Origin of the sequence: Paraburkholderia sp. BR14312, assembly GCF_040948675.1 — a bacterium.
Classification (GTDB): domain Bacteria; phylum Pseudomonadota; class Gammaproteobacteria; order Burkholderiales; family Burkholderiaceae; genus Paraburkholderia; species Paraburkholderia nodosa_A.
This window is the reverse complement of the sequence record NZ_JBFPKI010000013.1, coordinates 226,260-247,717: the sequence shown is the minus strand read 5'-3', so window position 1 is coordinate 247,717 and position 21,458 is coordinate 226,260. Positions and strand designations below refer to the sequence as shown.

General features: G+C 64.5%; 18 protein-coding genes. 12 read left to right on the top strand and 6 right to left on the bottom strand.

The genetic code is table 11. The features are described 5' to 3' along the window. Positions 1 to 17: 17 nt before the first annotated feature. The 4 genes from AB3X98_RS32385 (at position 18) to AB3X98_RS32370 (ending at position 4,045) form a co-directional block, all read left to right on the top strand. Positions 18 to 926, top strand: coding sequence for a LysR family transcriptional regulator (locus AB3X98_RS32385; RefSeq protein ID WP_368606061.1), 909 nt, complete (start codon positions 18 to 20; stop codon positions 924 to 926). A gap of 312 nt (positions 927 to 1,238) precedes the next feature. Beyond that, positions 1,239 to 1,802: an alkyl hydroperoxide reductase subunit C gene (ahpC, locus tag AB3X98_RS32380; protein ID WP_069261621.1), complete on the top strand. Its 564-nt coding sequence runs from the start codon at positions 1,239 to 1,241 to the stop codon at positions 1,800 to 1,802. Positions 1,803 to 1,989: 187 nt separating this feature from the next. Beyond that, positions 1,990 to 3,591, top strand: a complete 1,602-nt coding sequence (gene ahpF, locus AB3X98_RS32375) for an alkyl hydroperoxide reductase subunit F (RefSeq protein ID WP_368606062.1) — start codon at positions 1,990 to 1,992, stop codon at positions 3,589 to 3,591. A 190-nt stretch (positions 3,592 to 3,781) separates the two neighbouring features. After that, entirely contained in the window at positions 3,782 to 4,045 is a 264-nt protein-coding gene (locus tag AB3X98_RS32370; RefSeq protein ID WP_069261623.1) for a cupin domain-containing protein, read from the top strand. Positions 4,046 to 4,225: 180 nt separating this feature from the next. Here the strand turns inward: AB3X98_RS32370 and AB3X98_RS32365 are convergent, their stop codons facing one another. Further along, the gene (locus AB3X98_RS32365) at positions 4,226 to 5,599 is read right to left on the bottom strand and encodes a virulence factor family protein (protein ID WP_368606063.1); all 1,374 of its coding nucleotides are present in this window, start codon (positions 5,597 to 5,599) and stop codon (positions 4,226 to 4,228) included. Beyond that, positions 5,596 to 8,205: a bifunctional lysylphosphatidylglycerol flippase/synthetase MprF gene (mprF, locus tag AB3X98_RS32360; protein WP_368610370.1), complete on the bottom strand. Its 2,610-nt coding sequence runs from the start codon at positions 8,203 to 8,205 to the stop codon at positions 5,596 to 5,598. The genes AB3X98_RS32365 and mprF overlap by 4 nt, the downstream gene beginning before the upstream one ends. 616 nt (positions 8,206 to 8,821) lie before the next feature. On the opposite strand from mprF, the gene AB3X98_RS32355 reads away from it, so the two are divergent. Further along, positions 8,822 to 9,985: a porin gene (locus tag AB3X98_RS32355; protein ID WP_368605429.1), complete on the top strand. Its 1,164-nt coding sequence runs from the start codon at positions 8,822 to 8,824 to the stop codon at positions 9,983 to 9,985. A gap of 114 nt (positions 9,986 to 10,099) precedes the next feature. Here the strand turns inward: AB3X98_RS32355 and AB3X98_RS32350 are convergent, their stop codons facing one another. Continuing rightward, the gene (locus AB3X98_RS32350) at positions 10,100 to 10,537 is read right to left on the bottom strand and encodes a DUF2917 domain-containing protein (RefSeq protein WP_069261626.1); all 438 of its coding nucleotides are present in this window, start codon (positions 10,535 to 10,537) and stop codon (positions 10,100 to 10,102) included. Positions 10,538 to 11,096: 559 nt separating this feature from the next. On the opposite strand from AB3X98_RS32350, the gene AB3X98_RS32345 reads away from it, so the two are divergent. The 5 genes from AB3X98_RS32345 to AB3X98_RS32325 all read left to right on the top strand — a co-directional run bounded on the left by AB3X98_RS32345 (position 11,097) and on the right by AB3X98_RS32325 (position 15,616). Then, on the top strand, positions 11,097 to 11,333 hold the full coding sequence (locus AB3X98_RS32345) for a hypothetical protein (protein ID WP_081771534.1): 237 nt from the start codon (positions 11,097 to 11,099) through the stop codon (positions 11,331 to 11,333). Further along, positions 11,314 to 12,042 carry a GntR family transcriptional regulator gene (locus tag AB3X98_RS32340; protein WP_069261627.1) on the top strand — a complete coding sequence of 243 codons (729 nt, stop codon included), beginning with the start codon at positions 11,314 to 11,316 and terminating at the stop codon, positions 12,040 to 12,042. Before AB3X98_RS32345 ends, AB3X98_RS32340 begins: the two co-directional genes overlap by 20 nt. 471 nt (positions 12,043 to 12,513) lie before the next feature. After that, the gene (gene frc / locus AB3X98_RS32335; RefSeq protein WP_368605430.1) at positions 12,514 to 13,761 is read left to right on the top strand and encodes a formyl-CoA transferase; all 1,248 of its coding nucleotides are present in this window, start codon (positions 12,514 to 12,516) and stop codon (positions 13,759 to 13,761) included. A gap of 16 nt (positions 13,762 to 13,777) precedes the next feature. Beyond that, complete coding sequence (locus AB3X98_RS32330) at positions 13,778 to 14,590, top strand: fumarylacetoacetate hydrolase family protein (RefSeq protein ID WP_368605431.1); 813 nt, start codon at positions 13,778 to 13,780, stop codon at positions 14,588 to 14,590. Between the two features lie 51 nt (positions 14,591 to 14,641). Next, entirely contained in the window at positions 14,642 to 15,616 is a 975-nt protein-coding gene (locus tag AB3X98_RS32325) for a hypothetical protein (RefSeq protein WP_368605432.1), read from the top strand. Between the two features lie 94 nt (positions 15,617 to 15,710). On the opposite strand, the gene AB3X98_RS32320 is transcribed toward AB3X98_RS32325, so the two are convergent. Then, on the bottom strand, positions 15,711 to 16,655 hold the full coding sequence (locus AB3X98_RS32320) for a LysR family transcriptional regulator (protein ID WP_110383445.1): 945 nt from the start codon (positions 16,653 to 16,655) through the stop codon (positions 15,711 to 15,713). A gap of 371 nt (positions 16,656 to 17,026) precedes the next feature. Between AB3X98_RS32320 and oxlT the strand changes: the two genes are divergently transcribed. Together oxlT and AB3X98_RS32310 are read left to right on the top strand one after the other, a co-directional pair. Next, complete coding sequence (gene oxlT / locus AB3X98_RS32315) at positions 17,027 to 18,382, top strand: oxalate/formate MFS antiporter (protein ID WP_368605433.1); 1,356 nt, start codon at positions 17,027 to 17,029, stop codon at positions 18,380 to 18,382. Positions 18,383 to 18,404: 22 nt separating this feature from the next. After that, entirely contained in the window at positions 18,405 to 19,526 is a 1,122-nt protein-coding gene (locus AB3X98_RS32310; protein ID WP_368605489.1) for a LysR family transcriptional regulator, read from the top strand. A gap of 125 nt (positions 19,527 to 19,651) precedes the next feature. On the opposite strand, the gene AB3X98_RS32305 is transcribed toward AB3X98_RS32310, so the two are convergent. Then, positions 19,652 to 20,629, bottom strand: a complete 978-nt coding sequence (locus tag AB3X98_RS32305) for a 2-dehydropantoate 2-reductase (RefSeq protein WP_368605434.1) — start codon at positions 20,627 to 20,629, stop codon at positions 19,652 to 19,654. Positions 20,630 to 20,819: 190 nt separating this feature from the next. Further along, the gene (locus AB3X98_RS32300) at positions 20,820 to 21,440 is read right to left on the bottom strand and encodes a LysE family translocator (RefSeq protein ID WP_342946789.1); all 621 of its coding nucleotides are present in this window, start codon (positions 21,438 to 21,440) and stop codon (positions 20,820 to 20,822) included. Between the last annotated feature and the right edge of the window lie 18 nt (positions 21,441 to 21,458).

The following is a 21,458-nucleotide window of genomic DNA, read 5'->3' as shown; positions in this document are numbered from 1 at the left end:
TGAAGTGGACAATCGGAATGCAACTCGACGACATGCGGATCTTCGTGAATACCGTGGATGCGGGCAATTTCACGGCGGCGGCCCATCGGCTGCGGCTTTCCAAGCAGTTCGTGAGCCGGCGCGTGGCGGCGCTGGAGGGCGATCTGGGCGCGCGCCTGCTGGTGCGCAACACGCGCAAACTGGCGGTCACGGACCTTGGCCAGGACTTCTACGAGCGCGCGAAGCGCATCCTTTCGGACGTCTCGGAGGCCGAGCAGGCCATGTCGGACCGGCGCAGCGAGCCGCGCGGCTTGCTGAAAGTGAGCGCGCCGATGTCGTTCGGCATGGCGCACCTTTCGCCGCTCGTCGCCGAATTTCTGCGTGAGCATCCGGACGTGCGCTTCGACATGGATCTGAGCGACCGCACCGTCGACGTGATCGGCGAGGGTTTCGACATGGCGCTGCGGATCGGCCGGCTGGCGGATTCCACGCTGGTCGCGCAAAAGCTCATCGACGTGCGCATGATCGCCTGCTGCAGTCCCGGCTATCGGCGCCGCCGGCGCGCGCCCCAAACGCCTGCCGATCTCGCGCAGCACGCCTGCCTGCCGTACGGGCAGCAGGGCCGCGCGCCGTGGGAATTCATCGTTGATGGCGTGCGCACGCCTTTCGACGTGCATGGGCCGCTGCGCGCGAACAACGGCGAAGTGATCCGCGACGCGGCCATTGCCGGGCTCGGCATCTGCTACCTCCCGGACTTCATCGTGGCGGGATCGGTTGATGCGGGCCTGCTGGTGGAGGTGCTGGAGCCGTTCATGCCGCCGCCCAACGCGCTCCATGCGCTGTACCCGCAGCATCGTGAAGCTTCCGTGACGATCCGCGCATTCACGCAATACCTGCGCGAGCGGCTCGCGGCGCGTGCGGCAACCGCGCGTGGCGGGGCGCTTTGACGCAGCAAGCGTGCGGCCCTTGCAGAAGGGCCGTTGCGCCTGCATCTAACGCATAAAGCTTCGTGAACGCAACATGACAGCGCGGCCGCGTGAGGCGCCTTGTCGCAGTTTCGTTGTATGCTCACCGCCCCGAGGGTTGCTCGGGCTGCGCGATGCGGGCGCGGAATCCCATACGGGCGGGCTTTGACGGACGCTATGGGGTCCGATAGGCAGGGTTAATACCCGCGATCAAAGCAACCAATTTTTCAAACGGACGCGGTTCCCGTAACCTTCGTCCATACCTTTTCCCAACCCAGAGCGAGGAAACAACGCATGTCTCTCATCAACACGCAAGTCAAGCCGTTCAAGGCAACCGCATACCACAACGGTAAGTTCGTTCCGGTCTCTGAGGAAAACCTCAAGGGCAAGTGGTCGGTCGTCGTGTTCTACCCGGCCGACTTCACTTTCGTGTGCCCGACCGAACTCGGCGACCTGGCTGACCAGTACGCGGAATTCCAGAAGCTGGGCGTCGAAGTCTACGGTGTGTCGACCGACACGCACTTCACGCACAAGGCATGGCACGACACGTCGGACACGATCGCCAAGATCCAGTACCCGCTGGTCGGCGACCCGACGGGCGCAATCACGCGCAACTTCGACGTCATGATCGAAGAAGAAGGTCTGGCACTGCGCGGCACGTTCGTGATCAACCCGGAAGGCGAGATCAAGCTGTGCGAAATCCACGACAACGGCATCGGCCGTGACGCCAAGGAATTGCTGCGCAAGGTGCAAGCTGCTCAGTACGTGGCAGCACACCCGGGTGAAGTTTGCCCCGCCAAGTGGACGCCGGGCGCTGAAACGCTCAAGCCGTCGCTCGACCTCGTCGGCAAGATCTAAGCGTCGCTGTTCAAATGCGATCGCCCTGATCGCATGACGCCGAAGTCTCACTAGCTGTATCCCCGGGCCGCGCCCAGTCGGCCGCGGTCCGGGTGCCTGTTCGCCTCTTGACGCCATAAGCGGAACGGCGAAATTGCCAGGCAATACTTAGAATTCCCCCGCTTCTTCTCTAGCCGGAAAAAAAGCCATGCTCGACGCCAACCTCAAAGATCAACTCAAAAGCTACCTCGAAAAAGTCACGCAGTCGATCGAGATCGTTGCGTACCTGGACGATGGCGAGAAGTCGCAAGAACTGCAGCAATTGCTGCAGGACATCGCATCGCTCTCGAATCGCATCTCCTACGAGGCACGCCGTGGCGCCGCAGCCGGCGACGCGCGTACCCCTTCGTTCGATATCAAGCGCGCGAACTCCGACGTGAAAGTCACGTTCGCGGGCATTCCGATGGGCCACGAATTCACGTCGCTCGTGCTGGCGCTGCTGCAGGTGGGCGGCCACCCGGTCAAGCTCGAGAACGACACCATCGAACAGGTGAAGGCGCTCGACGGCGCGTTCTCGTTCGAAGTCTATATGTCGCTGTCGTGCCAGAACTGCCCGGAAGTCGTGCAGTCGATCAACGCGATGGCTTCGCTCAACCCGAACGTGCAGATCGTCACGATCGACGGCGCGCTGTATCAGGACGAAGTCGAGAAGCGCCAGATCATGGCCGTGCCGACCATCTACCTGAACGGCGAAGTGTTCGGCCAGGGCCGCATGGGCGTGGAAGAGATTCTCGCGAAGCTCGATACCGGCGCATCGTCGCGTGCTGCCGAGAAGCTGAACCAGAAGGATGTTTTCGACATGCTCATCGTCGGCGGCGGCCCCGCTGGCGCTGCGGCTGCGATCTACGCGGCGCGCAAGGGCATCAAGACCGGCGTGCTCGCCGAGCGCTTCGGCGGCCAGGTGCTCGACACGATGGCCATCGAGAACTTCGTCTCGGTCACGGAAACGGAAGGGCCGAAGTTCGCCACGGCGCTGGAGCAGCACGTGCGCGCCTATGACGTCGACATCATGAATCTGCAGCGCGCCGAAGCGCTCGTGCCCTCGGGCAACGGCTTCGAAGTGCGCACGCAAAGCGGCGCGACGCTGCGTGCGAAGAGCGTGGTGCTCGCCACCGGTGCGCGCTGGCGCAATGTCGACGTGCCGGGCGAGCAGCAGTACAAGAACAAGGGCGTGGCTTACTGCCCGCACTGCGACGGCCCGCTCTTCAAGGGCAAGCGCGTGGCGGTGATCGGCGGCGGTAACTCGGGCGTGGAAGCGGCAATCGACCTGGCCGGTATCGTGAGCCATGTCACGTTGCTCGAATTCGGCGCGCAACTGCGTGCGGACGAAGTGCTGCAACGCAAGCTGCGCAGCCTGCCGAACGTCACGGTGCACCTGAACGCGCAAACCACGGAGATTTCCGGCGACGGCCAGAAGGTCACGGGTCTCGCTTTTCTCGAACGCGCGTCGGGCGAGAAGCGTCATCTCGAACTCGAAGGCGTGTTCGTGCAGATCGGCCTCGTGCCGAACACCGAGTTCCTCAAGGGCACGGTGGCGCTGTCGAAGCACGGCGAGATCGAAGTGGACGCGAAGGGCCAGACGTCGGTGCCGGGCGTGTTCGCCGCGGGCGACGTGACGACCGTGCCGTTCAAGCAGATCGTGATCGCCGTGGGCGAAGGCGCGAAGGCATCGCTGGGCGCATTCGACTACCTGATCCGCTCCTCCGTGGAGCAGGAAGAGGATGCGAAGGCGGCGCCCGTGGTCGCCTAAGCAAAGGGTTGTAGCAGTCTCTCTTTACGCCGGCTCACGCCGGCGTTTTTTTATGGTTTCGCGCAAGAAGACGGCTCAGTCCTGGACGAGCGGGCTGCCTTTTACAGAATATGTGAAATTAAATGAACAGCGTCTCGGTGCGCGTGCCAAACTGGCTGCTGGTCGACACCGTCGATCGAGGAGACGAAACATGCAGCGCGAAACATTCATCCGCAGCCTGGCCGAAGAAGGCTTTCCCGAGCCCGTTGTCGTGACGCGCGAAGCCGGCGTCATGGAGGTTCATTCGCATCCGTTCGAAGCGAAGGCGCTGGTCATCGAGGGCGAACTGCACATTCGCGTAGGCGACGAAGAGCGACACTACAAGGTCGGCGACGTATTTCATCTCGCCGCCAACTTGCCGCACGCCGAGCGCTATGGGCCGCAGGGCGTGCAGTACCTGGTGGGGAGGAAGTGAGGGGGAGGCGCCTATGCCGCGAGGGGCTGAAGTTCCGAGCGGACCAACGGGTCGATGCAGCACACCACACCCTGCGTGAGCAGCCGAGGTGTTGCAAATGAAACAGCGACCGAGGATCCATTGCTCCGATAGCCAGCGAAGACTAACGTGGGAGCGCTGGCGCTAAGGCGACTCGCTCCCTCACCCCCGCGCCGCGATTTCCTTCTTCCACCCCGCGATGATCTTCCCCGCGAGCGCATTGTAGTCGCCGTCGAAGTGGTGATCGCCGTTCGTCTTCACGACGTCGATGCCGGTATTCGCGAGCGCCGGGCACAGCGTGTCTTTCTCGCCCGCGCCATACACACATTGCACGATAGAAGGCGGCACCTTCGCGAGTTCCGGGCGCACCTGCAGTGCCTTGTCGCTGGCGGGCATGCCGAGCCAGCCCGTCACGCGAATCTGGAAGTCGGCGTCGGGCGCGAAGCCGAGCAGCGACATGTACGACACCTTCGCGCGCAACGTGTCGGGCAGACGGTTGTAGGCGAACGGCATCACGTCCGCGCCGAACGAGTAGCCCACGAGCGCGATGTGCTGCGCATGCCAGCGCGAGCCGTAAGTCTTCAGCACGCGGGCGAGATCGTGGCTCGTTTGCTCGGGCGTCCTTTCGCTCCAGAAGTAGCGCAGCGCGTCCCAGCCGATCACCGAAATGCCCTGCTTTTGCAGCGCTTCTGCAATCGTCTTGTCGAGATCGCGCCAGCCGCCGTCGCCCGAGATCACCACCGCGAGCATGTCGGTGGGGTGCGCCGCGGGCAGTTCGACGAGCGGCAGGTCCGACACGTCCTCTTCACTTTCCGTCACGACGCGCAGGTGATTCGATGTGAGCGCAACGATCTTGTCGGCGTCGGCAACGCTGGGGGCGAAGGCGCGCGGAGCGCCGGAAGTGGCTGCGTGCACATCTTTCGTCGTCACACCCTGCTCGAAGAAGCCGGGCAGGCCATTGCCGCGCGAGAGTGTGGGGTCGGCCGGGCAGGGCGCGAAGCGCGCGTCGAGCTTTGCGGCCGGATCGAGCGACACGGCGCCCGCCATCGTGTTCGCGGGCGCCTGCGAGAGCATGCGCTGTGCGATGAGCGCACCTTCGCCGCTGCCGATCGCGATCGGCGCGTAGTACTCGCTGGAGCCTAGCTGGCGTTCGAGTTGGTGGCTCAGCGCTTCGGCGTCGCTGTAGAGCTTGTGGCAGGTCTCGTTCTTCACGGCGGCGAGGTTCTGCGCATAGCGCTCCGTATCCACGCCCACGACGAGCGCGCCATGCCGCGCGAGCGCGTCGGCGCGCGTCTGGTCGGCGGCGCTCCAGTGCTTGTCCGCCGAGAACAGCACGGTGAAGCCGCGCATGGCGACACTCGGTTTCGTCACCGCGACTTCGCCGTAACGGCCGCCCGAAACGTGCATGGTCGCGGCGGAGGCGGGCGTCGAGACGGGCGTCGAAGCCGCGTTGGCGTGAACCGCGCAAAACGCCAGCGCAGCGGCGCCCGCTGCCGTGCCTGCAATGCGCGGCAGCCTGGGAATACGGAATGTCATGAGCGCCAGCCTCCTGCCAGCAGCGATAGATCAGCGAGAGTGATGAACACGCTGATCGAGCCAGAGGCGGCCAGATAGCGTGGTTCCCAGCGCGGCGCGAACTTGTTCTTGAAGCCGCGCAGCCCCCGGAAGTTATAGAAGCGGCCGCCGAAGCGCCAGATGAAACCCGCGAGCCGGTGCCAGGACGACGCGAGCGGCGAAGGGCCCATGCCCGAGAGCGGCGCCATGCCGAGCGAGAGCGACTGGTAGCCTGCGGCCTTCAGATGCAGCGCGAGCTGCGTGAACAGATATTCCATCGCGTAGGGCGAGGCGCCCGGCATATGGCGCATGACGCCCACCGTCGCGTCGGTGTTCAGATCGGTCGTCATGAAGGTGACGAAGGCGAGCGGCTCGCCGTTCTGACGGATGAGCAAGACGGACTGCGCGGCGAGATAGTCGTCGTCGAACGCGGCCACCGAGAAGCTTTTCTCGCGCGCTTCGCGGTCCTGCAGCCACGCGTCGGAGATCGCGCGCAGCACCGGCAGGCTCGCGCCCATCTGCGTGGGCTCGATATGTTCGATCGAAAAGCCGTCGCGTTCGCCGCGCTTGAGCGCGTAGCGCAGATGCGCGCGCTGCGGACCCTTGAGGTCGAATTCCTGCAGCATCACGCGCGCTTCCTCGCCGAGCTTCATCAGCGTGAGGCCGGCGTCGAGATAGAGCGGCAGCGCGTCGGCGCGCACCTGGTAGAACGCCGCGCGGCCGTTGTGCGCGTGGGCGAGCGTGACGAACTCGCGGATCAGCGCGGGCCACTCTTCGCGCGGGCCAACCGGATCGTGCAGCGCCGCCCACGTGCGACCGCGCTTCGCGTACATCAGAAAAGCCTTGCGCGAGGTGGAGAAGAGGAAGCTCTTGTCGCCCATCAGCGCGAGGCCCGCGTCGCTGCGTTCCTGCGCGCGCACGATACGCGCGGCTTCTTCGAGGTCTTCGCTCGGGGGCATCACGAAGCGGCCGGCGGCGGGGCGCAGCAACTGCCACAGTGCGAGCGCGGCGGCGAACACGCCGGCGCCGAGTGTGGCGCGCAGCGCGCGCGGCGCGCGGCTGTGGAAGGCGAATTGCCACCAGAGGCTTTGCGAGTACTGCACGTCGCGGAACGCGAACAGCAGCACCCACACCGCGAGCGCGATCACGCAGCCGACCGAGGCGAGCCAGGCCGGCGTGAATCGCTCGCTGAACATCGACGAGTGGCGATTGAAGCGCTTGCGCGTACCAAGCAGCAGCACGATCAGCACGCACAGCACGCCCGCTTCGACGAAGGCGAGGCCCTTGGCGAGCGAGAGCGCGAGGTTGGCCACGGCGATCACGAGCGCGAGCCACCAGGCGGCGTCCAGACGCCGCAGCAGACCGCGCGCGACGAACAGGAGCAACACGCCGAAGAGGCTGCCCATCAGCTGCGAGCTTTCGAGCACCCAGAGCGGCACGATGGTTTGGAGCAGCGCGATGCGCTTGGAGAACGCGGGTGTGGCGCCCGAGATCACGAGCATGCTGCCGGTCACGAACGTCACGATGGCGAGGAAGAGCGGCGCGAGTTGCGAGACGCCATCGGCGCCGCGCTTCGCAAAGCGGGCGCTGAGCGGTGTCTTGAGCGCGCGGCCCTCGAATACGGCGAGCACCGCGGCGGCGAGCGCGAGCGGCGCGCCGAAGTAGATCGCGCGATAGGCGAGCAGCGCGGCAAGCACCTTCGAGGTCGGCACGCTCGGCCCGAGCGCGTAGACCATCGCGGCTTCGAACACGCCGATGCCGCCGGGCGTGTGGCCGATCAGGCCGAGCAGCATGGCGGCGCAATACACGGTGAGGAAGTCGGTGAAGCCGAGAAGCGCATGCGGCATGACCGACCAGAGCGCGAGCCCGGCGCCGACCACGTCGAGCGCGGCCAGCAGCAGCTGCGCGACGAGGTCGCGCCGCGCCGGCACCGAAAAGCGCAGCCATGCGCGGCCGAACGGCTCGATCTCGCGCGCGCTTGCGGGGCAAACGATGACCATCACCGCGCCGCAGCCGAGCACCACGCCGCCGATCAGGCGCAGTTCGTCGGGCGAGAGGTGCAGCAGCCCGGAGAGCGTGCTTGCGGCGCCCACCATGCCGAGCGCGGTCATGAACACGAGTGCGAGGGCGAGCGTGACGCTCGTGAACACCGTCATGCGGCCGATCTGCGCGGCGGTGACGCCCGCGCCGCCATACACGCGGCAGCGCACTGCGCCGCCCGTGAGCGCGCCGAAGCCGGTCACGTTGCCGAGCGCCGAGCCGGCGATCGCGCCGGCCCACAACGCGCCGCGCGAGACGCGCGCGCCCAGGTAGCGCAGGCCCACGGCGTCGCGACCGACCAGCGCGACGAAGCTCACGGCCGTGGCGGCGAGGGCGCCGACCCATTGCGCGGGCGTGAGCGTCCAGAGCTGGCGGATCACCGAGTGGTAGTCGACCGTGCGAGAGAGGTGCTGGAACACGACCAGCAGCAGCGCGCAGATACCGAGCGCGAACACCGGCGCGACAAAGCGCTGCAGGTGCAGGGCATCGGCACGGCGGCGCAGCGCCCCGAGGGCGCGCGCCGCGCGCGAAGAATGCGATTGGGACATGGATCGGTCTGGTGGCTCTCTGCGATGTCGCCGTATCGACTGTTACAGCTTCCCCGGCGGTGACATCGTGTTTATTCGCGTTTTGCGCTTACGTTCTTTCGAGGCCGGGTCTCGCGCATCACGCGCGCGAACCGGAAATTCGAGCCGAATCGTAATCGTTCGGAAAGGACTAGTTAAGCTCAGCAAACGCATGGGACTACCCGCCGGTTGACGCCCCGGTGCAAGAAACCGCTATTGGGTGCAGATCAATTCGACACGATGACGCGTCGTAACGAGTGGATTTAATTAGGGAATAATCTTTTTGCGATTGATGTTTGCAGGGCCTGATTAACAGGCGGCCAGAACGGCAAGGTAATCGTTAACTTGTGAGTAATGGGCGGGCGCAGATCGCGTGCTGAAACGCGCGCCGAGTGGGCTGGTTCGCCGAAAGCCTTGCGTGGCGGGCGTTGCAGGCACTCCTGGTTGGCAGCCGGAGATGATGTTTTGGGTGTTAACCAGGCACTTTCTGAAATCGCTGTCACTAATTCGAGACAGCTCGTTTAATCCTTTTACAATGCTTGACGGGCGAGTTAGTCTGCTTTGGTCAAGAGTTGTTTTACCGTGCCGGGAGAATGACGTGAAAAGACTAGCCTTGACTTCCCTTTCACTGGCCGCGCTCGGGGTTGCTGGCACGGCTCAGGCACAGACTAGCGTGACGCTGTACGGCACCATCGACACCTCGATTACCTACGTCAATCACGCCGACGGCAGCAAGAACCTCTGGACGCTCGGCAACAGCAGCTTCGGCAATCTCTCCGGCTCGCGATGGGGTTTGAAGGGCGCTGAAGATCTCGGTGGCGGCCTCAAGGCGATCTTCCAGTTGGAAAGCGGCTTCAACCCGTCCACAGGCGCGCTTGCGCAGGGCGGCAGGCTGTTCGGCCGACAGGCATACGTGGGCTTGACGGCCGAGCAGTACGGGTCGCTCACGCTCGGGCGGCAGTATGACCCGCTCATCGACCTCGTGCAGGGCATCACGGCCGACAACTATTTCGGCTCCGTGTTCGCAACGCCCGGCGACGTGGATAACTACGACAACAGCTTCCGCGTGAACAACGCCGTCAAGTACACCACGCCCGTATGGAGCGGCCTCCAGGCTGCGGCGATGTACTCGTTTGGTGGCATCGCGGGTTCGACAGGCGCCGAGCAGTCGTACTCGGCGGCGGTCAACTACACCAACGGTCCGCTCGCGCTGGCAGGCGGCTACTTCTACGCGGCGAACAGCCAGGCCGTCAACGGCATTCGCACCGGCGGCTGGACGAGCACCTCGGACGGCACCTTCGACGGCCCGATCAACTCCGGCTACGCTACGGCACACTCGCTCACCATTGCGCGCGCGGCGGCGCAGTACCAGCTCGGCCAGTTCACCTTCGGCCTCGGCTACAGCAACGCGCGCTACTCGCCCGATGCGAGTTCGGTGTTCCGCGAGACGCAAAAGTACAACACCGGCCAGGGCTTCATGAACTATCAGCTGAACCCGGCGCTGCTGCTCGGCATTGGCTACAGCTACACGCACGCCAATGGCGATACGTCGGCGAATTACAACCAGGTGTCGCTCGGCGCGGATTACAGCCTCTCGAAGCGCACGGACCTTTACATGACGGCGGCCTGGCAGCATGCGAGCGGCGATACCGGCAACGGTACGGGCGGCTCGATGCCGGCCGAGGCTTCGGTCGGCTCGTACGGTTACTCGGGCACCTCGAACCAGGCCATCGTGAACTTCGGGCTGCGGCACAAGTTCTGAGCGACGGCCTCTATCGACAACGCCGGATGCGCCAACCGGGCGGCGCATCCGGCGTTTTGGCGTGTGCGGCCCTGGGTTCGGCTCAAGGCGCGTCAAGCGTCAGGGCATCGCGCGTCACGCCTCGCGTGAACGCCGGAGCGTGAGCAGCGCAAGCCAGGCGGCGAGGCGCTCCATACCGCGCCGCACGCCCGCGAACGGCGGCTGCCATGCGCTCGTGATGCTCACGCGTGCCGGCAAGGCGGCCTCAGTGCTGAGCCAGATACGTTCGCCACGCTCGAGCCGAAGCGTCTCGCCCGGTTGCACCCAGTGGTCGTAGGGCGAGCGGGCGCGCGTGACCCATACCTGGGCTACCTGAACACGCAGCGTGGCTGATGCGCTCACGCGCCAGGTGACAGTGCGCATGGGCGGCACGGCGAAATGGACCGACTGGATGGGCAACGGATCGTCGAGCCGGTCGGTTGCGTCCGCAACGGCGTGCGGCGCGGATTGCGAGGCGGGCTGTAAAGCGGGTTGCGAAGCGGTCAGTGAAGCTGCCTGAAAAGCGTCATCCATCGTTTTCTCCAGTTTTTGGAGCCGACGGACGGAGCGCTATCACCCAGAAAAACAAAAAGCCCCGTCGATGCCGGCGGGGCTTGTGATTTGCGTGACGACAGACTGCTAGTACGCACACCATCCCCGTGGGTTACCCGTATGGGTTTTCCACGGATGATTCATCGTGTTTGCGATGACGAGGCGGGTGGAGGACGTGTGCATGGCTTGAGTGTGCGGGGTGCCTTGCAGCGCTGTCAACCGGAAATGCTTAAATGGGCTTTGGCAGCCGCAGTTTCTGTTGCGTGCGAGTCTCCTTCGCACCTTTGCATGATGCGATCGTGCCCTTCGATGGCATATCCTCTTGCGGGCAGCACCGTTTTCTCACTAGGATTGGTTGTTTTTCATGGATATCCGTCGAACCGTCCCACAATGTGGGGGGCGTACTCCCTGATACGCCTCGCGGCATCGACGTGTTGTGTGGAAACGACTGCATATGATATATCACATACAGAATATTGCTTTTTGTGGCGACGCAACATATGATTGAGTTATTCGATTACTCAATCATGCGGAGCTTCAAATGGATTTCGTTTCTCTCGCACTGTTCGGTGCAGCGGTCGTGGGTCTGGGTGCAGCTGCTACGGTCATGATCGCCAGGTGGCTGCCGCAGTCCGCCATTGAGCAGGCTGCGCAGCATGGCCGGTACGCTGGTTTGGGCGAAGCACCGCGCGCCAGGGCCGTTCGTCGTGCACAATTCGGTCCGCGAATCCGTCCGCAGGTCGGAAAAGAGGTAATCAATGTCGTCAGAACAAACTGAAGTTGTAGCAAGCCGGGAAGCGGCGCCGCTTAAGCTGGCGCTGCAGCCCATCAACGCCACACTGAGCCTGCGCGATCAGGCTTATGCCATGCTGCGCCAGGCCATTGCCGACGCCGATATCTACCAGTCGCGCGAGGAAATCCGGCTCGACGAGCGCGTGCTGAGCGAATCGCTCGGCGTGAGCCGCACGCCGGTTCGCGAGGCCATGACGCTGCTCGAGCAGGAGGGCTTCCTGCGCATGGTGCCGCGCCGCGGCATCTATATCGTGCGCAAGAGCAAGCGCGAGATCGTCGAGATGATCCAGATGTGGGCCGCGCTCGAAAGCATGGCCGCGCGTCTCGCCACGATCCACGCCACCGACGAGGAAATCGCGCGGCTACGCCACATGTTCGACGACTTCCGCGACAGCACCCCCGCCGAACACATCGCTGAGTACTCGGACGCCAACATCGCGTTCCACCAGGCGATCGTCGAGCTTTCCCGCTCGCAGATCATCCTCGACACCATCAAGAACATCTTCGTGCACGTGCGCGCCATTCGCCGCATGACGATTTCGCAGAGCGACCGGGCTTCGCGCTCGATCGTCGATCATCTGCGCATCATCGAGGCGCTGGAGAAGCGTGACACCGAGCTGGCGGAAAAGCTCGTGCGCCAGCATTCGCTCGATCTCGCGGCTTATGTCGAGAAGAACTGCGATTTTCTGGATTGACGCAGGCGGCTGACGCCGCCTCTGGGCAAAACGGGAGACCTTCGGGTCTCCCGTTTTGCGTTTACGTTCCTTCGCGTCCCATCACGCTCATTCATCACGCGTCGGCAGAACGGCCTCCGACAGCCGACTTTATGCGCATCAACCCCTGGCAGCCCTGACCAAATCCCGGTGCGGAGCAGCCATCCTTCACACGGAATCTGGCATATCAGATGCGGCAACTGTTCGGGGTTTTCCCTCGTGTGCACCGCGTCAATGCCATCGAACTTGCACCAAAGCCATGGTGGATAAGGCTTCGACGCGATTCTAATGGCATTCCCGATGGGCAATTCTCCTCTTGCTTCGTTGTGATATATCACATACCGTATTGCTCAAGGACGCAGATGACGCGCCATCGCGCGAAACGCCTCTGCCCACGCAACCCCACCGATTTTCGAAAACTCGCCCGGCCACGATTAGATAAGGAGACATGACATGGGCAAGGCATTGAACGGCGTGCGCATCCTCGATTTCACACACGTGCAGTCGGGACCCACCTGCACACAACTGCTCGCCTGGTTCGGCGCGGACGTGATCAAGGTAGAGCGCGTAGGCGCAGGCGACATCACGCGGGAGCAGCTGCGCGACCTGCCGGACGCGGACAGCCTCTACTTCACGATGCTCAACGGCAACAAGCGTTCGCTCACGCTCGACACGAAGAACCCGCAAGGCAAGCGCGTGCTGGAGCGGCTCATTCGCGACTGCGACGTGCTGGTCGAAAACTTCGCGCCGGGCGCGCTCGAGCGCATGGGTTTCGGCTGGGAACGTATACAGACGCTGAACCCGCGCATGATCGTCGCCTCGGTGAAGGGCTTCGGCCCCGGCCCGTACGAGGACTGCAAGGTCTACGAGAACGTCGCGCAGTGCGTGGGCGGTGCGGCGTCGACGACAGGCTTCGACGACGGCCCGCCGGTCGTCTCCGGCGCGCAGATCGGCGACAGCGGCACGGGCCTGCATCTCGCGCTCGGCATCGTGACCGCGCTCTATCAGCGCACGCACACGGGGCGCGGCCAGAAGGTGCTTGCGGCCATGCAGGACGGCGTGCTCAACCTGTGCCGCGTGAAGCTGCGCGACCAGCAGCGGCTCGAGCGCACCGGCGTCATGAAAGAGTACCCGCAGTATCCCAACGACGGCTTCGGCGAGGCCGTGCCGCGCGCCGGCAATGCGTCGGGCGGCGGGCAGCCGGGCTGGATTCTCAAGTGCAAGGGGTGGGAGACCGATCCGAACGCCTATATCTATTTCATCGCGCAGGCACCCGTGTGGGACCGCATCTGCAAGCTGATCGGGCGCGAGGAGTGGATCGACGATCCGGACTACGCCACGCCGAATGCGCGCCTGCCGCGCCTGAAGGCGATCTTCGACGAGATCGAGCACTGGACCATGCATCGCACGAAGTTCGACGCAATGGCCGTGCTCAACCGCTACGACATTCCGTGCGGCCCGATTCTCTCGATGAAGGAGATCGCCAGCGACGAATCGCTGCGCGCGAGCGGCACGATCGTCGAGGTGGATCACCCGGTGCGCGGCAAGTACCTCACGGTGGGCAACCCGATCAAGCTCTCGGATAGCCCGACCGAAGTCACGCGTTCGCCGATGCTGGGCGAACACACCGACGAAGTGCTCGCCGAATTCGGCTACACGAAGGACGAGATCCAGTCGCTGCGCGCGTCTGGCGCCGTTTGAAACCGAGGAGCGAAACATGGAAACGTGGATGCGTTTGATGGCGAGCGACGGCAGCATCGTGTTCGGCCGCGTCGAGAACGGTTACCTGCACGAATACGAAGGGCTCGATCAGCCGGTGCCCACTGGCGCAGTGCTGTCGCTGCGCGCGCTTACGCCGCTCGCGCCCTGTGCACCCGGCAAGATCGTTGCGCTGTGGAACAATTTTCACGCGCTCGCCGCGAAACTCGAAAAGCCGGTGCCATCGCACCCGCTCTTTCTCATCAAGCCGGCGGCTTCGGTGATCGGCTCTTCTGAATTGATTCGGCGTCCTGCTCACTATGCGGGAAAAATCGTCTTCGAAGGCGAATTCGGCATCGTGATCGGCAAGCGCTGCCGCGATGCGAGCGTGAAGGAAGCCGAGTCGGCGATCTTCGGCTACACGATCGTCAACGACGTCACGGCAGCGGGCCTCATCACCGAGAATCCGCACTTCCCGCAATGGTGCCGCGCCAAAGGTTTCGATACGTTCTGTTGTCTGGGTCCGGCGATCGTTTCCGGGTTCGACTGGCTGCGCGCACGCGTCGTCACGAAACTCGATGGCGTGGAGCGGCAGAATTATCCGCTCGACGACATGGTGTTTTCGCCGGCGCAGCAGGTGAGTCTTATTTCTCAGGATCTGACGCTCGAACCCGGCGACGTGATTGCGTGCGGCACTTCACTCGGCGTGGGCTCGATCGTTGATGGCGCAACGGTCGAGGTCACCATCGAAGGGATCGGTACGTTGAGCAATGCGCTGGGCGCCGCGTCGGCGCAAATCGAGTCGCTCGCCGCCGTAGAGGGCGCGGCTTGACGGCCTGAAACCAAAGACGCGCGCGGCAGCGATGCCGCGCGAGGAGGAGAAATGCCGGAGCAACTGGCTGGCGACCTGGCGTGGCTGGGCGCTGGCGCGCTGTTCGCATGGCTCGGCTGTGCATTTGCACAATTGGCGGCGCTCGCGCCGGTGCGTGCGTGGCCGTTGTCGCGTTCCCGTTCCACGCCGTCCTGCGCCAGGCGCGCTGGTGCGCCGCGCAGGCATCGGCTCGCCTTTGCCATTTCGTTCGCATTGCTACTGACCGTGCCGCCCGGCGTGATCGCTGCGGGCTGGATGCATGGGCCCGACGCGACCGTCGCGGTCGAAGCCGGCGTGCTGGGCGGTTTGTGCCTCGCGGGCCGGCGCGACCTCACGCCCCGCGCGCGGACGGCGGCGCTGCTGGGGGGTGTATCGGGCGCGAGTGTTTTGATCGGCGCGTTCGTTGGTTACGTGTTGCAGCCTGAGCGGAGTGCTGGCGAACGTGTAGCGCTATTCGTCGCGGCGGCGACCGGCGCATTGCTGACAGGCTGCGCGCTGCGTTTGCTCAGCCGTGGCGCGCAAGCGAGCGGCTCGGTCCGCAGGCGCGTGCCGTTCGGCCGCGGCGACCGTGTCATGCATGTCATCGCGCTGCTGCTGGGCGCTGCGCTCGGCTACGAATTCCTGAGCGCGCGAGCTTCGCCCGATTTCGAGATCTCCGTGCTGGTCGCGGCGAGCGTGCTGTGCGCGGCGCTGGGCGTGCGGCTCATGAGCGGCGCCCGGCGGCCGCGGCTCGCCCGCACGGGCGCCGTCGAGGCGTCACCGCCACGCGAGCCCTTCAGCGCAACATTCCATGCAAGTTTTGCCGGTGTGCCGGATGAACTGCTGGTCGCGGCCTGCGGCAGCGGCGCGTTCGAACCCGCCTGGCTGGCCGCGAGCGACACGCCGCACGGAAGCGGAGGGCGCGCGGGTCATCACGCGTCACAGGATTTGCCACGGCGGCGACGCATCCGGGGCGGTGCGCTGCGTCAGCGGCAAGGACCGCACTGACGTCTATCTGCGGGAACAGGGGAAAACAACAGAACGCGCAATATGACGCGAATGATTAGTCATGCCTGATGGTTTCTCGGCTGTCCATTAAACCTTACTTATGCAAGCTCGCTTCTGACACTTTCGTAATGTTCTCGATGAGCGCCGCGCCTTCCTCCATGAGGAAGCGCTTGAACGCGAGCGCGACGGGCGGCAGGCGCTTGTTTTTCCGGTGCACGACGTACCAGTTGAGCATGACCGGGAAGCCTTCGACGTCGAGCACGGTGAGGTGACCGACCTGCAGTTCGAGGCTGATGGTGTGCGCCGAAAGAAAGGCGATGCCCATGCCCGCGATCACGGCCTGCTTGATCGTCTCGGTGCTCTGGATCTCCATGGCGATCTTGAGGTTCGTGATCTTCCCCGCGAAGCCTTCTTCCATCGAGTTCCACGTATCCGAGCCGCGCTCGCGCACGATGAACGCCTCGTTGGCGAGCGTGCTGAGCTTGATGGCGCGCTTGTTGGCGAGCGGATGCGTGGGCGCCGCAACGATCACGTACGGGTGAGGCGCAAACGGCTCGTTGATGGCGTCAGTCGCGTGGGGCGGACGCACCATCACGGCGAGATCGGTCTGATTGGTGGCGAGCTGCTGGAGCAGCTGCTCGCGGTTGTGCACGGAGAGATTGAGCGCGACGCCCTTGTAGCGGCGCGTGAACTCGGCCAGCAGGCGCGGAAAGAAGTAATCGCCGGCGCTAATGACGGCGACGTTGAGCTTGCCGCCCGAGACGCCCTTTAGCTGGCTCATCGCCTCGTCCACTTCGTGGAACTGCTGCATGATCGCGCGGCTGTAGTGGAGCATCTCCGTGCCCGCGGGCGTGAGATAGATCTTCTTGCCGAGCTGCTCGAAGAGCGGCAGGCCCGCGTGATCTTCGAGCTGCCGAACCTGCGTGGAAACGGCCGGCTGGGTGAGATGCAGCTCTTCCGCAGCACGCGAAAAACTGAGGTGGCGCGCCACGGTCTCGAAGACCTTGAGCTGGCGCAGCGTGGCGTTTCGCATCGTCATGGCCGAACCATAAAGGATACTGAATCCACATAATAACAAACTTTAATTGTGAGTAATTCAGCAATCACCCTAGCATAAGTTGAAAGGAGTCCGAATGCCGTGCAAAGCGCTCGAAGCCAGGTTCGGGTTAACGCTCGGAAATACGATTTCATAAGGGACAACACTGAGAAAAGCCCTTGTTTCACGATGTTTTCAGGGTCTGACGTAATGCCAGGGTGAACGAGGATTGACGAATATCCAATCGGATTCTTGATTCAGCCGGCGAATAAAAAACACAGCACAGCGAAGTGAAAAGCTAAAACCATAAGCCTGGATTTATGCAGACCCGTAATCATGCAGGCTGCAATGAATAGATAGCGGAGACAAGCGATATGAATGCAATCGGTCAGAGGAGCGAGAGCGGTCCGTTCTGGACGAACCGCTGGTTTCAACTGGTGGTGGGCATGCTATGCATGGCGCTCGTTGCCAATCTGCAATACGCATGGACGCTGTTCGTCGCGCCGATGAATTCGCGTCACCACTGGGGCCAGGCGGAGATTCAACTGGCGTTCTCGATTTTCATTCTGACCGAGACCTGGCTCGTGCCGGTGGAAGGCTGGCTCGTCGACAAGTTCGGACCGCGTCCGGTCGTGGCGGGCGGCGCGGTTTGCGCAGGCCTCGCCTGGGTGATCAACTCCTACGTCACGACGCTGCCGATGCTCTACGTGTCGGCCGTGATCGCGGGTATCGGCGCGGGCGGCGTGTATGGCACCTGCGTGGGCAACGCGCTCAAGTGGTTCCCGGACCGCCGCGGTCTCGCCGCGGGCCTCACGGCCGCGGGCTTCGGCGCCGGCGCCGCCGTGACGGTGATTCCGATTGCGAACATGATCACGCGCTCCGGCTACGAGCACACGTTCTTCTTCTTCGGCGTGCTGCAGGGCGTGTCGATTCTCGTGCTCTCGCTCGTGCTCGTGAAGCCGGTGACGCGCCCCGTCGCCGCGGCGGGGCGCCGTCTCGTCTCGCGCGTCGACTACACGCCGGGCCAGATGGTCAAGCAGCCGGTATTCTGGGTGATCTACATCTGCTTCGTCGCGGTGGCCGCCGGCGGCCTGATGGCAACGGCGCAGATCGGGCCGATCGCCAAGGACTGGGGCCTCGCCCGCATTCCGATGACGGTGTTCGGCATGACGCTGCCGCTCCTCACGCTCACGCTGTCGATCGACAACATCTGCAACGGCTTTACGCGTCCGCTGTGCGGCTTCATCTCCGACAAGATCGGCCGTGAGAACGCGATGTTCCTGATCTTCGTGGGTGAAGGGCTCGCGCTGCTCGGCATGATGCAGTTCGGCACGAACCCGTATGCGTTCATGACCTTCGCCGCGCTCATCTTCCTGTTCTGGGGCGAGATCTTCTCGATCTTCCCGGCCATCTGCGCGGACACGTTCGGCAGCAAGTTCGCCGCATCGAATGCCGGCACGCTGTACACCGCCAAGGGCACGGCAGCGCTGCTCGTGCCGGTGGCCTCGGTGCTGTCTGCTACGGGCGGCTGGAGCGCGGTGTTCATCGCGGCTGCGGTCATCACGATCGCGGCGGGCGTGAGCGCCAAGTTCTTCCTCGCGCCGATGCGCAAGCGTCTGATCGAACAGAGCAGCGAAGCCAGCGGTGACGCGAGCAACGAGCCCAACGTCACACTGGCCACGAATACGGGCGCGGGGTTGCCGCACTGGTCCAACCAAAGCGGCGAATGAGGCGCGCTGGCCCGCCATGTCGATGAACGTATCGCTCCAGCAGCTCAAGGTGTTCGTCGCGGTGGCGCGGGCGCGCAGCTTCACGCGCGCCGCGCGCGAGTTCGGGCTCACGCAGTCGGCGGTGAGCCGCTGCGTGCGCGAACTCGAGGAAGCGATCGAACTCAAGCTCTTCGACCGCACCACGCGCCAGGTCGAGCTCACGCTCGCGGGCAGCGGCTTCGAGCGACGCATCGGCCGCCTGCTCGACGAGATCGAGATGGCGCTCAACGAGGGCCGCGACGCGCACCAGGCGCATAGCGGCGTCGTGCTCGTGGCGAGCAACCCGGTGCTCTCGTCGACCTGGGTGCCCGCTGCGCTCGCGCGCTGTGCAGCGGCTTTTCCTTCGCTCACGCTGCAGTTGCAGGACTTGCCGCAGGCGGCCGTGCTGCAGGCGGTCGAGCAGGGCGAGGCCGATTTCGGCGTGATCGCGGAAAGCGTGCCGTTCGCGAGCGGCAACCTCGATGTGCAACCGCTCTCGGCCACGCCGCTTTGCGCGCTCTTGCCTGCCCACCATCCGCTTGCGCTACAGGGGGCGCTGCGATGGGACGATCTCGCGCGCGAACCGCTCGTCACGCTCAATCGTGACGCTGGCTGCCGCGGCGCGGTGATGCGTGCGCTGGACGGTCTGCGGCCTGAGGGGAGGCCGCTGCAGGAGTTCGCGCACGTGGCGGGCGTGGCGCGCATGGCGCAGCTCGGCATGGGCATCGGCGTGTTGCCGGTGTGTACGGATGGCGCGCGCGGGGGGCACGCGCAGCGTGCGGGCGACGTTGCGCACGCAACGTGTCACTGGCCTGTGCCCGCGGGGCCGTTCGTCACGCGTTTGCTGCATCCGGTCGTCAACGTGACGACGATGCTCGTGCGGCGTCGCCATCGTTCGCTACGGCCTTGTGCTCAGGCGGCGTGGTCGCAGTTCATGCCGGACGGGCCAGTCGCGGACGGTTCGGACCCGGAGACCTCATCGCCGGATAGCGAAGCGTTGCCGCAAACGTCCATCGACGGCTCGCCGATGCGTGGCTCGAACGGCACGCCGATGCGCGTCGCGTTGCGCGGCGCCGATACGCCGCCGCCGCTTCGGGTGACCCGCACCCACGCCCGCATCGAATAGCGCGCGTTTCTTCTTCTGCAAAGCAAAACGGATCGCTCGAAGCGATCCGTTTTTGTTTTTCCAGCACCACCAGAACCGGGGCGCAAAAAAAGCGGCGCTCGCGCCGCCCTTCGCCGCGACTTACGTTACGCCGGCTGCATCGCCATCCGCTCACGCTGCTTGACCAATGCGAGCACGGTGTCGATGGCCGGCGTCGGCTCGCCAACCAGGCTACCCATTTCCTGCACGACGGTAATCAGCGGATCGATCTCCATCGGCCGGCCGGTTTCGAGGTCGACGAGCATCGAGGTCTTGTGCGCGCCCACTGCGCCGGCACCGTCGATGCGACGCTCAACGTCCACACGGAAGTTCACGCCGAAGCGCTCGGCAATGCGCTTGCCTTCGAGCATCATCGTGCGCGCTACGGCGCGCGTGGCCGGGTCGCTGGTGATGACGTCGAGCGTGGCGTGCGTGAGTGCGCTGATCGGGTTGAAGCAGAGATTGCCCCACAGCTTGAGCCAGATTTCGTCGCGGATGTTCTCGCGGATCGGCGCGTCGAACCCGGCGGCCTCCATGGCTTCATGAAGCTGGACGATGCGCGGCGTGCGCTCGCCCGAAGGCTCGCCGATCGGAAACTTCTTGCCGTAGACGTGGCGAATCACGCCAGGCGCGTCGATTTCGGCCGCCGGATAGAGCACGCAGCCAATCGCGCGCTCGGGCGTGAGACGGTTCCATTGCGCGCCGTCCGGGTCGATGCTTTCGAGGCGGGTACCCGCGAACTTGCCGCCATGCTGGTGGAAGTACCAGTAGGGAATGCCGTTGGTGCCCGTGACGATGGCCGTGTGCTTGCCGAGGAGCGGCTGCATCGCGTCGATCACGCCCGCCACCGAATGCGCCTTGAGCGTAATGATGACGACGTCCTGCACGCCCAGTTCGCGCGGATCGGACGTGCAGCGCACCTTCGCCACGTACTCTTCGCCGTCCATCAGCAGACGCGCGCCGTTCTCGCGCATGGCGGCCAGATGCGGGCCGCGAGCGACGAAGCTCACGTCGGCGCCTGCACGGGCGAGTTGCACGCCCATCATGCCTCCGATAGCGCCCGCTCCAAAGATGCAGATCTTCATGTTGAAACCCCAATGACGTTGAAAACCGCTTGTCCGCAGGGCGTTTCGCGAGCGATGGGGAAGCTGCCCGCTCGCCGCGCCCCCGGACGATGGTTTGAGCATAGGGGGCGCTGTCGATTAACGACAGTTAAAGTTTGTCGGGAAAATCATCAAGAGAAGCTTATGGATAAGGGGCGCCTGAGGAGGCTGTTCAGGCGCGCCGCACGAGCAGAAAACTCACGCCGATCAGACCGAGAAATGCACCGCAGGTGCGATTGAACCAGCGGCGCACGGTGGTGCGGGTGAGCCAGCGGCCGAGGTACATGCCGGCGAGCGAGTAGAGCGCGATGGCCACGCATTCGAGCACGAGAAAGCTCGCGCCGAGCACGCCGAACTGCGGGGCGATGGGCCTGGCGACATCGACGAATTGCGGCAGGAAAGCCGTGAAAACGAGAATCGCTTTGGGGTTGCCCGCCGCCACGAGGCATTCGCGCCATGCGAGACGCGCGAGCGAGGCGTCGCCATCCATGCTTTCGCCGATGGGGTTGGCGTCGCTGCGCCAGAGCTGTATGGCGAGCCACACGAGGTAAGCGGCGCCCGCAAGCTTGATGACGAAGAAGACCGCCTCGGAAGCGCGCAGCACCACGGCCAGACCCGTGGCCGCGAGCGCGATCATGGCGGCGAACGAAACGAGCCGGCCCGTGCCGCCGAGGAAGGCGCGCAGAAAACCGTGCCGCGCGGCCACATTGATCGAGAGGAGATTGTTCGGGCCTGGCGCCATATTCAGGGCGAAGCAGGCGGGCAGGAAGAAGAGCCAGGCGGTGAGGGACATGATGACGCTCGAAGAACG

Excerpts from the sequence above, each read along its gene's own strand:
- AB3X98_RS32340 (WP_069261627.1), top strand. The coding sequence starts at position 11,314 with ATGTCGTCAGAACAAACTGAAGTTGTAGCAAGCCGGGAAGCGGCGCCG.
- ahpC (WP_069261621.1), top strand. The coding sequence starts at position 1,239 with ATGTCTCTCATCAACACGCAAGTCAAGCCGTTCAAGGCAACCGCATAC.
- oxlT (WP_368605433.1), top strand. The coding sequence starts at position 17,027 with ATGAATGCAATCGGTCAGAGGAGCGAGAGCGGTCCGTTCTGGACGAAC.
- AB3X98_RS32325 (WP_368605432.1), top strand. The coding sequence starts at position 14,642 with ATGCCGGAGCAACTGGCTGGCGACCTGGCGTGGCTGGGCGCTGGCGCG.
- frc (WP_368605430.1), top strand. The coding sequence starts at position 12,514 with ATGGGCAAGGCATTGAACGGCGTGCGCATCCTCGATTTCACACACGTG.
- AB3X98_RS32330 (WP_368605431.1), top strand. The coding sequence starts at position 13,778 with ATGGAAACGTGGATGCGTTTGATGGCGAGCGACGGCAGCATCGTGTTC.
- AB3X98_RS32300 (WP_342946789.1), bottom strand. The coding sequence starts at position 21,440 with ATGTCCCTCACCGCCTGGCTCTTCTTCCTGCCCGCCTGCTTCGCCCTG.
- AB3X98_RS32385 (WP_368606061.1), top strand. The coding sequence starts at position 18 with ATGCAACTCGACGACATGCGGATCTTCGTGAATACCGTGGATGCGGGC.
- mprF (WP_368610370.1), bottom strand. The coding sequence starts at position 8,205 with ATGTCCCAATCGCATTCTTCGCGCGCGGCGCGCGCCCTCGGGGCGCTG.
- AB3X98_RS32310 (WP_368605489.1), top strand. The coding sequence starts at position 18,405 with ATGAACGTATCGCTCCAGCAGCTCAAGGTGTTCGTCGCGGTGGCGCGG.
- AB3X98_RS32345 (WP_081771534.1), top strand. The coding sequence starts at position 11,097 with ATGGATTTCGTTTCTCTCGCACTGTTCGGTGCAGCGGTCGTGGGTCTG.
- ahpF (WP_368606062.1), top strand. The coding sequence starts at position 1,990 with ATGCTCGACGCCAACCTCAAAGATCAACTCAAAAGCTACCTCGAAAAA.
- AB3X98_RS32350 (WP_069261626.1), bottom strand. The coding sequence starts at position 10,537 with ATGGATGACGCTTTTCAGGCAGCTTCACTGACCGCTTCGCAACCCGCT.
- AB3X98_RS32365 (WP_368606063.1), bottom strand. The coding sequence starts at position 5,599 with ATGACATTCCGTATTCCCAGGCTGCCGCGCATTGCAGGCACGGCAGCG.
- AB3X98_RS32370 (WP_069261623.1), top strand. The coding sequence starts at position 3,782 with ATGCAGCGCGAAACATTCATCCGCAGCCTGGCCGAAGAAGGCTTTCCC.
- AB3X98_RS32320 (WP_110383445.1), bottom strand. The coding sequence starts at position 16,655 with ATGACGATGCGAAACGCCACGCTGCGCCAGCTCAAGGTCTTCGAGACC.
- AB3X98_RS32305 (WP_368605434.1), bottom strand. The coding sequence starts at position 20,629 with ATGAAGATCTGCATCTTTGGAGCGGGCGCTATCGGAGGCATGATGGGC.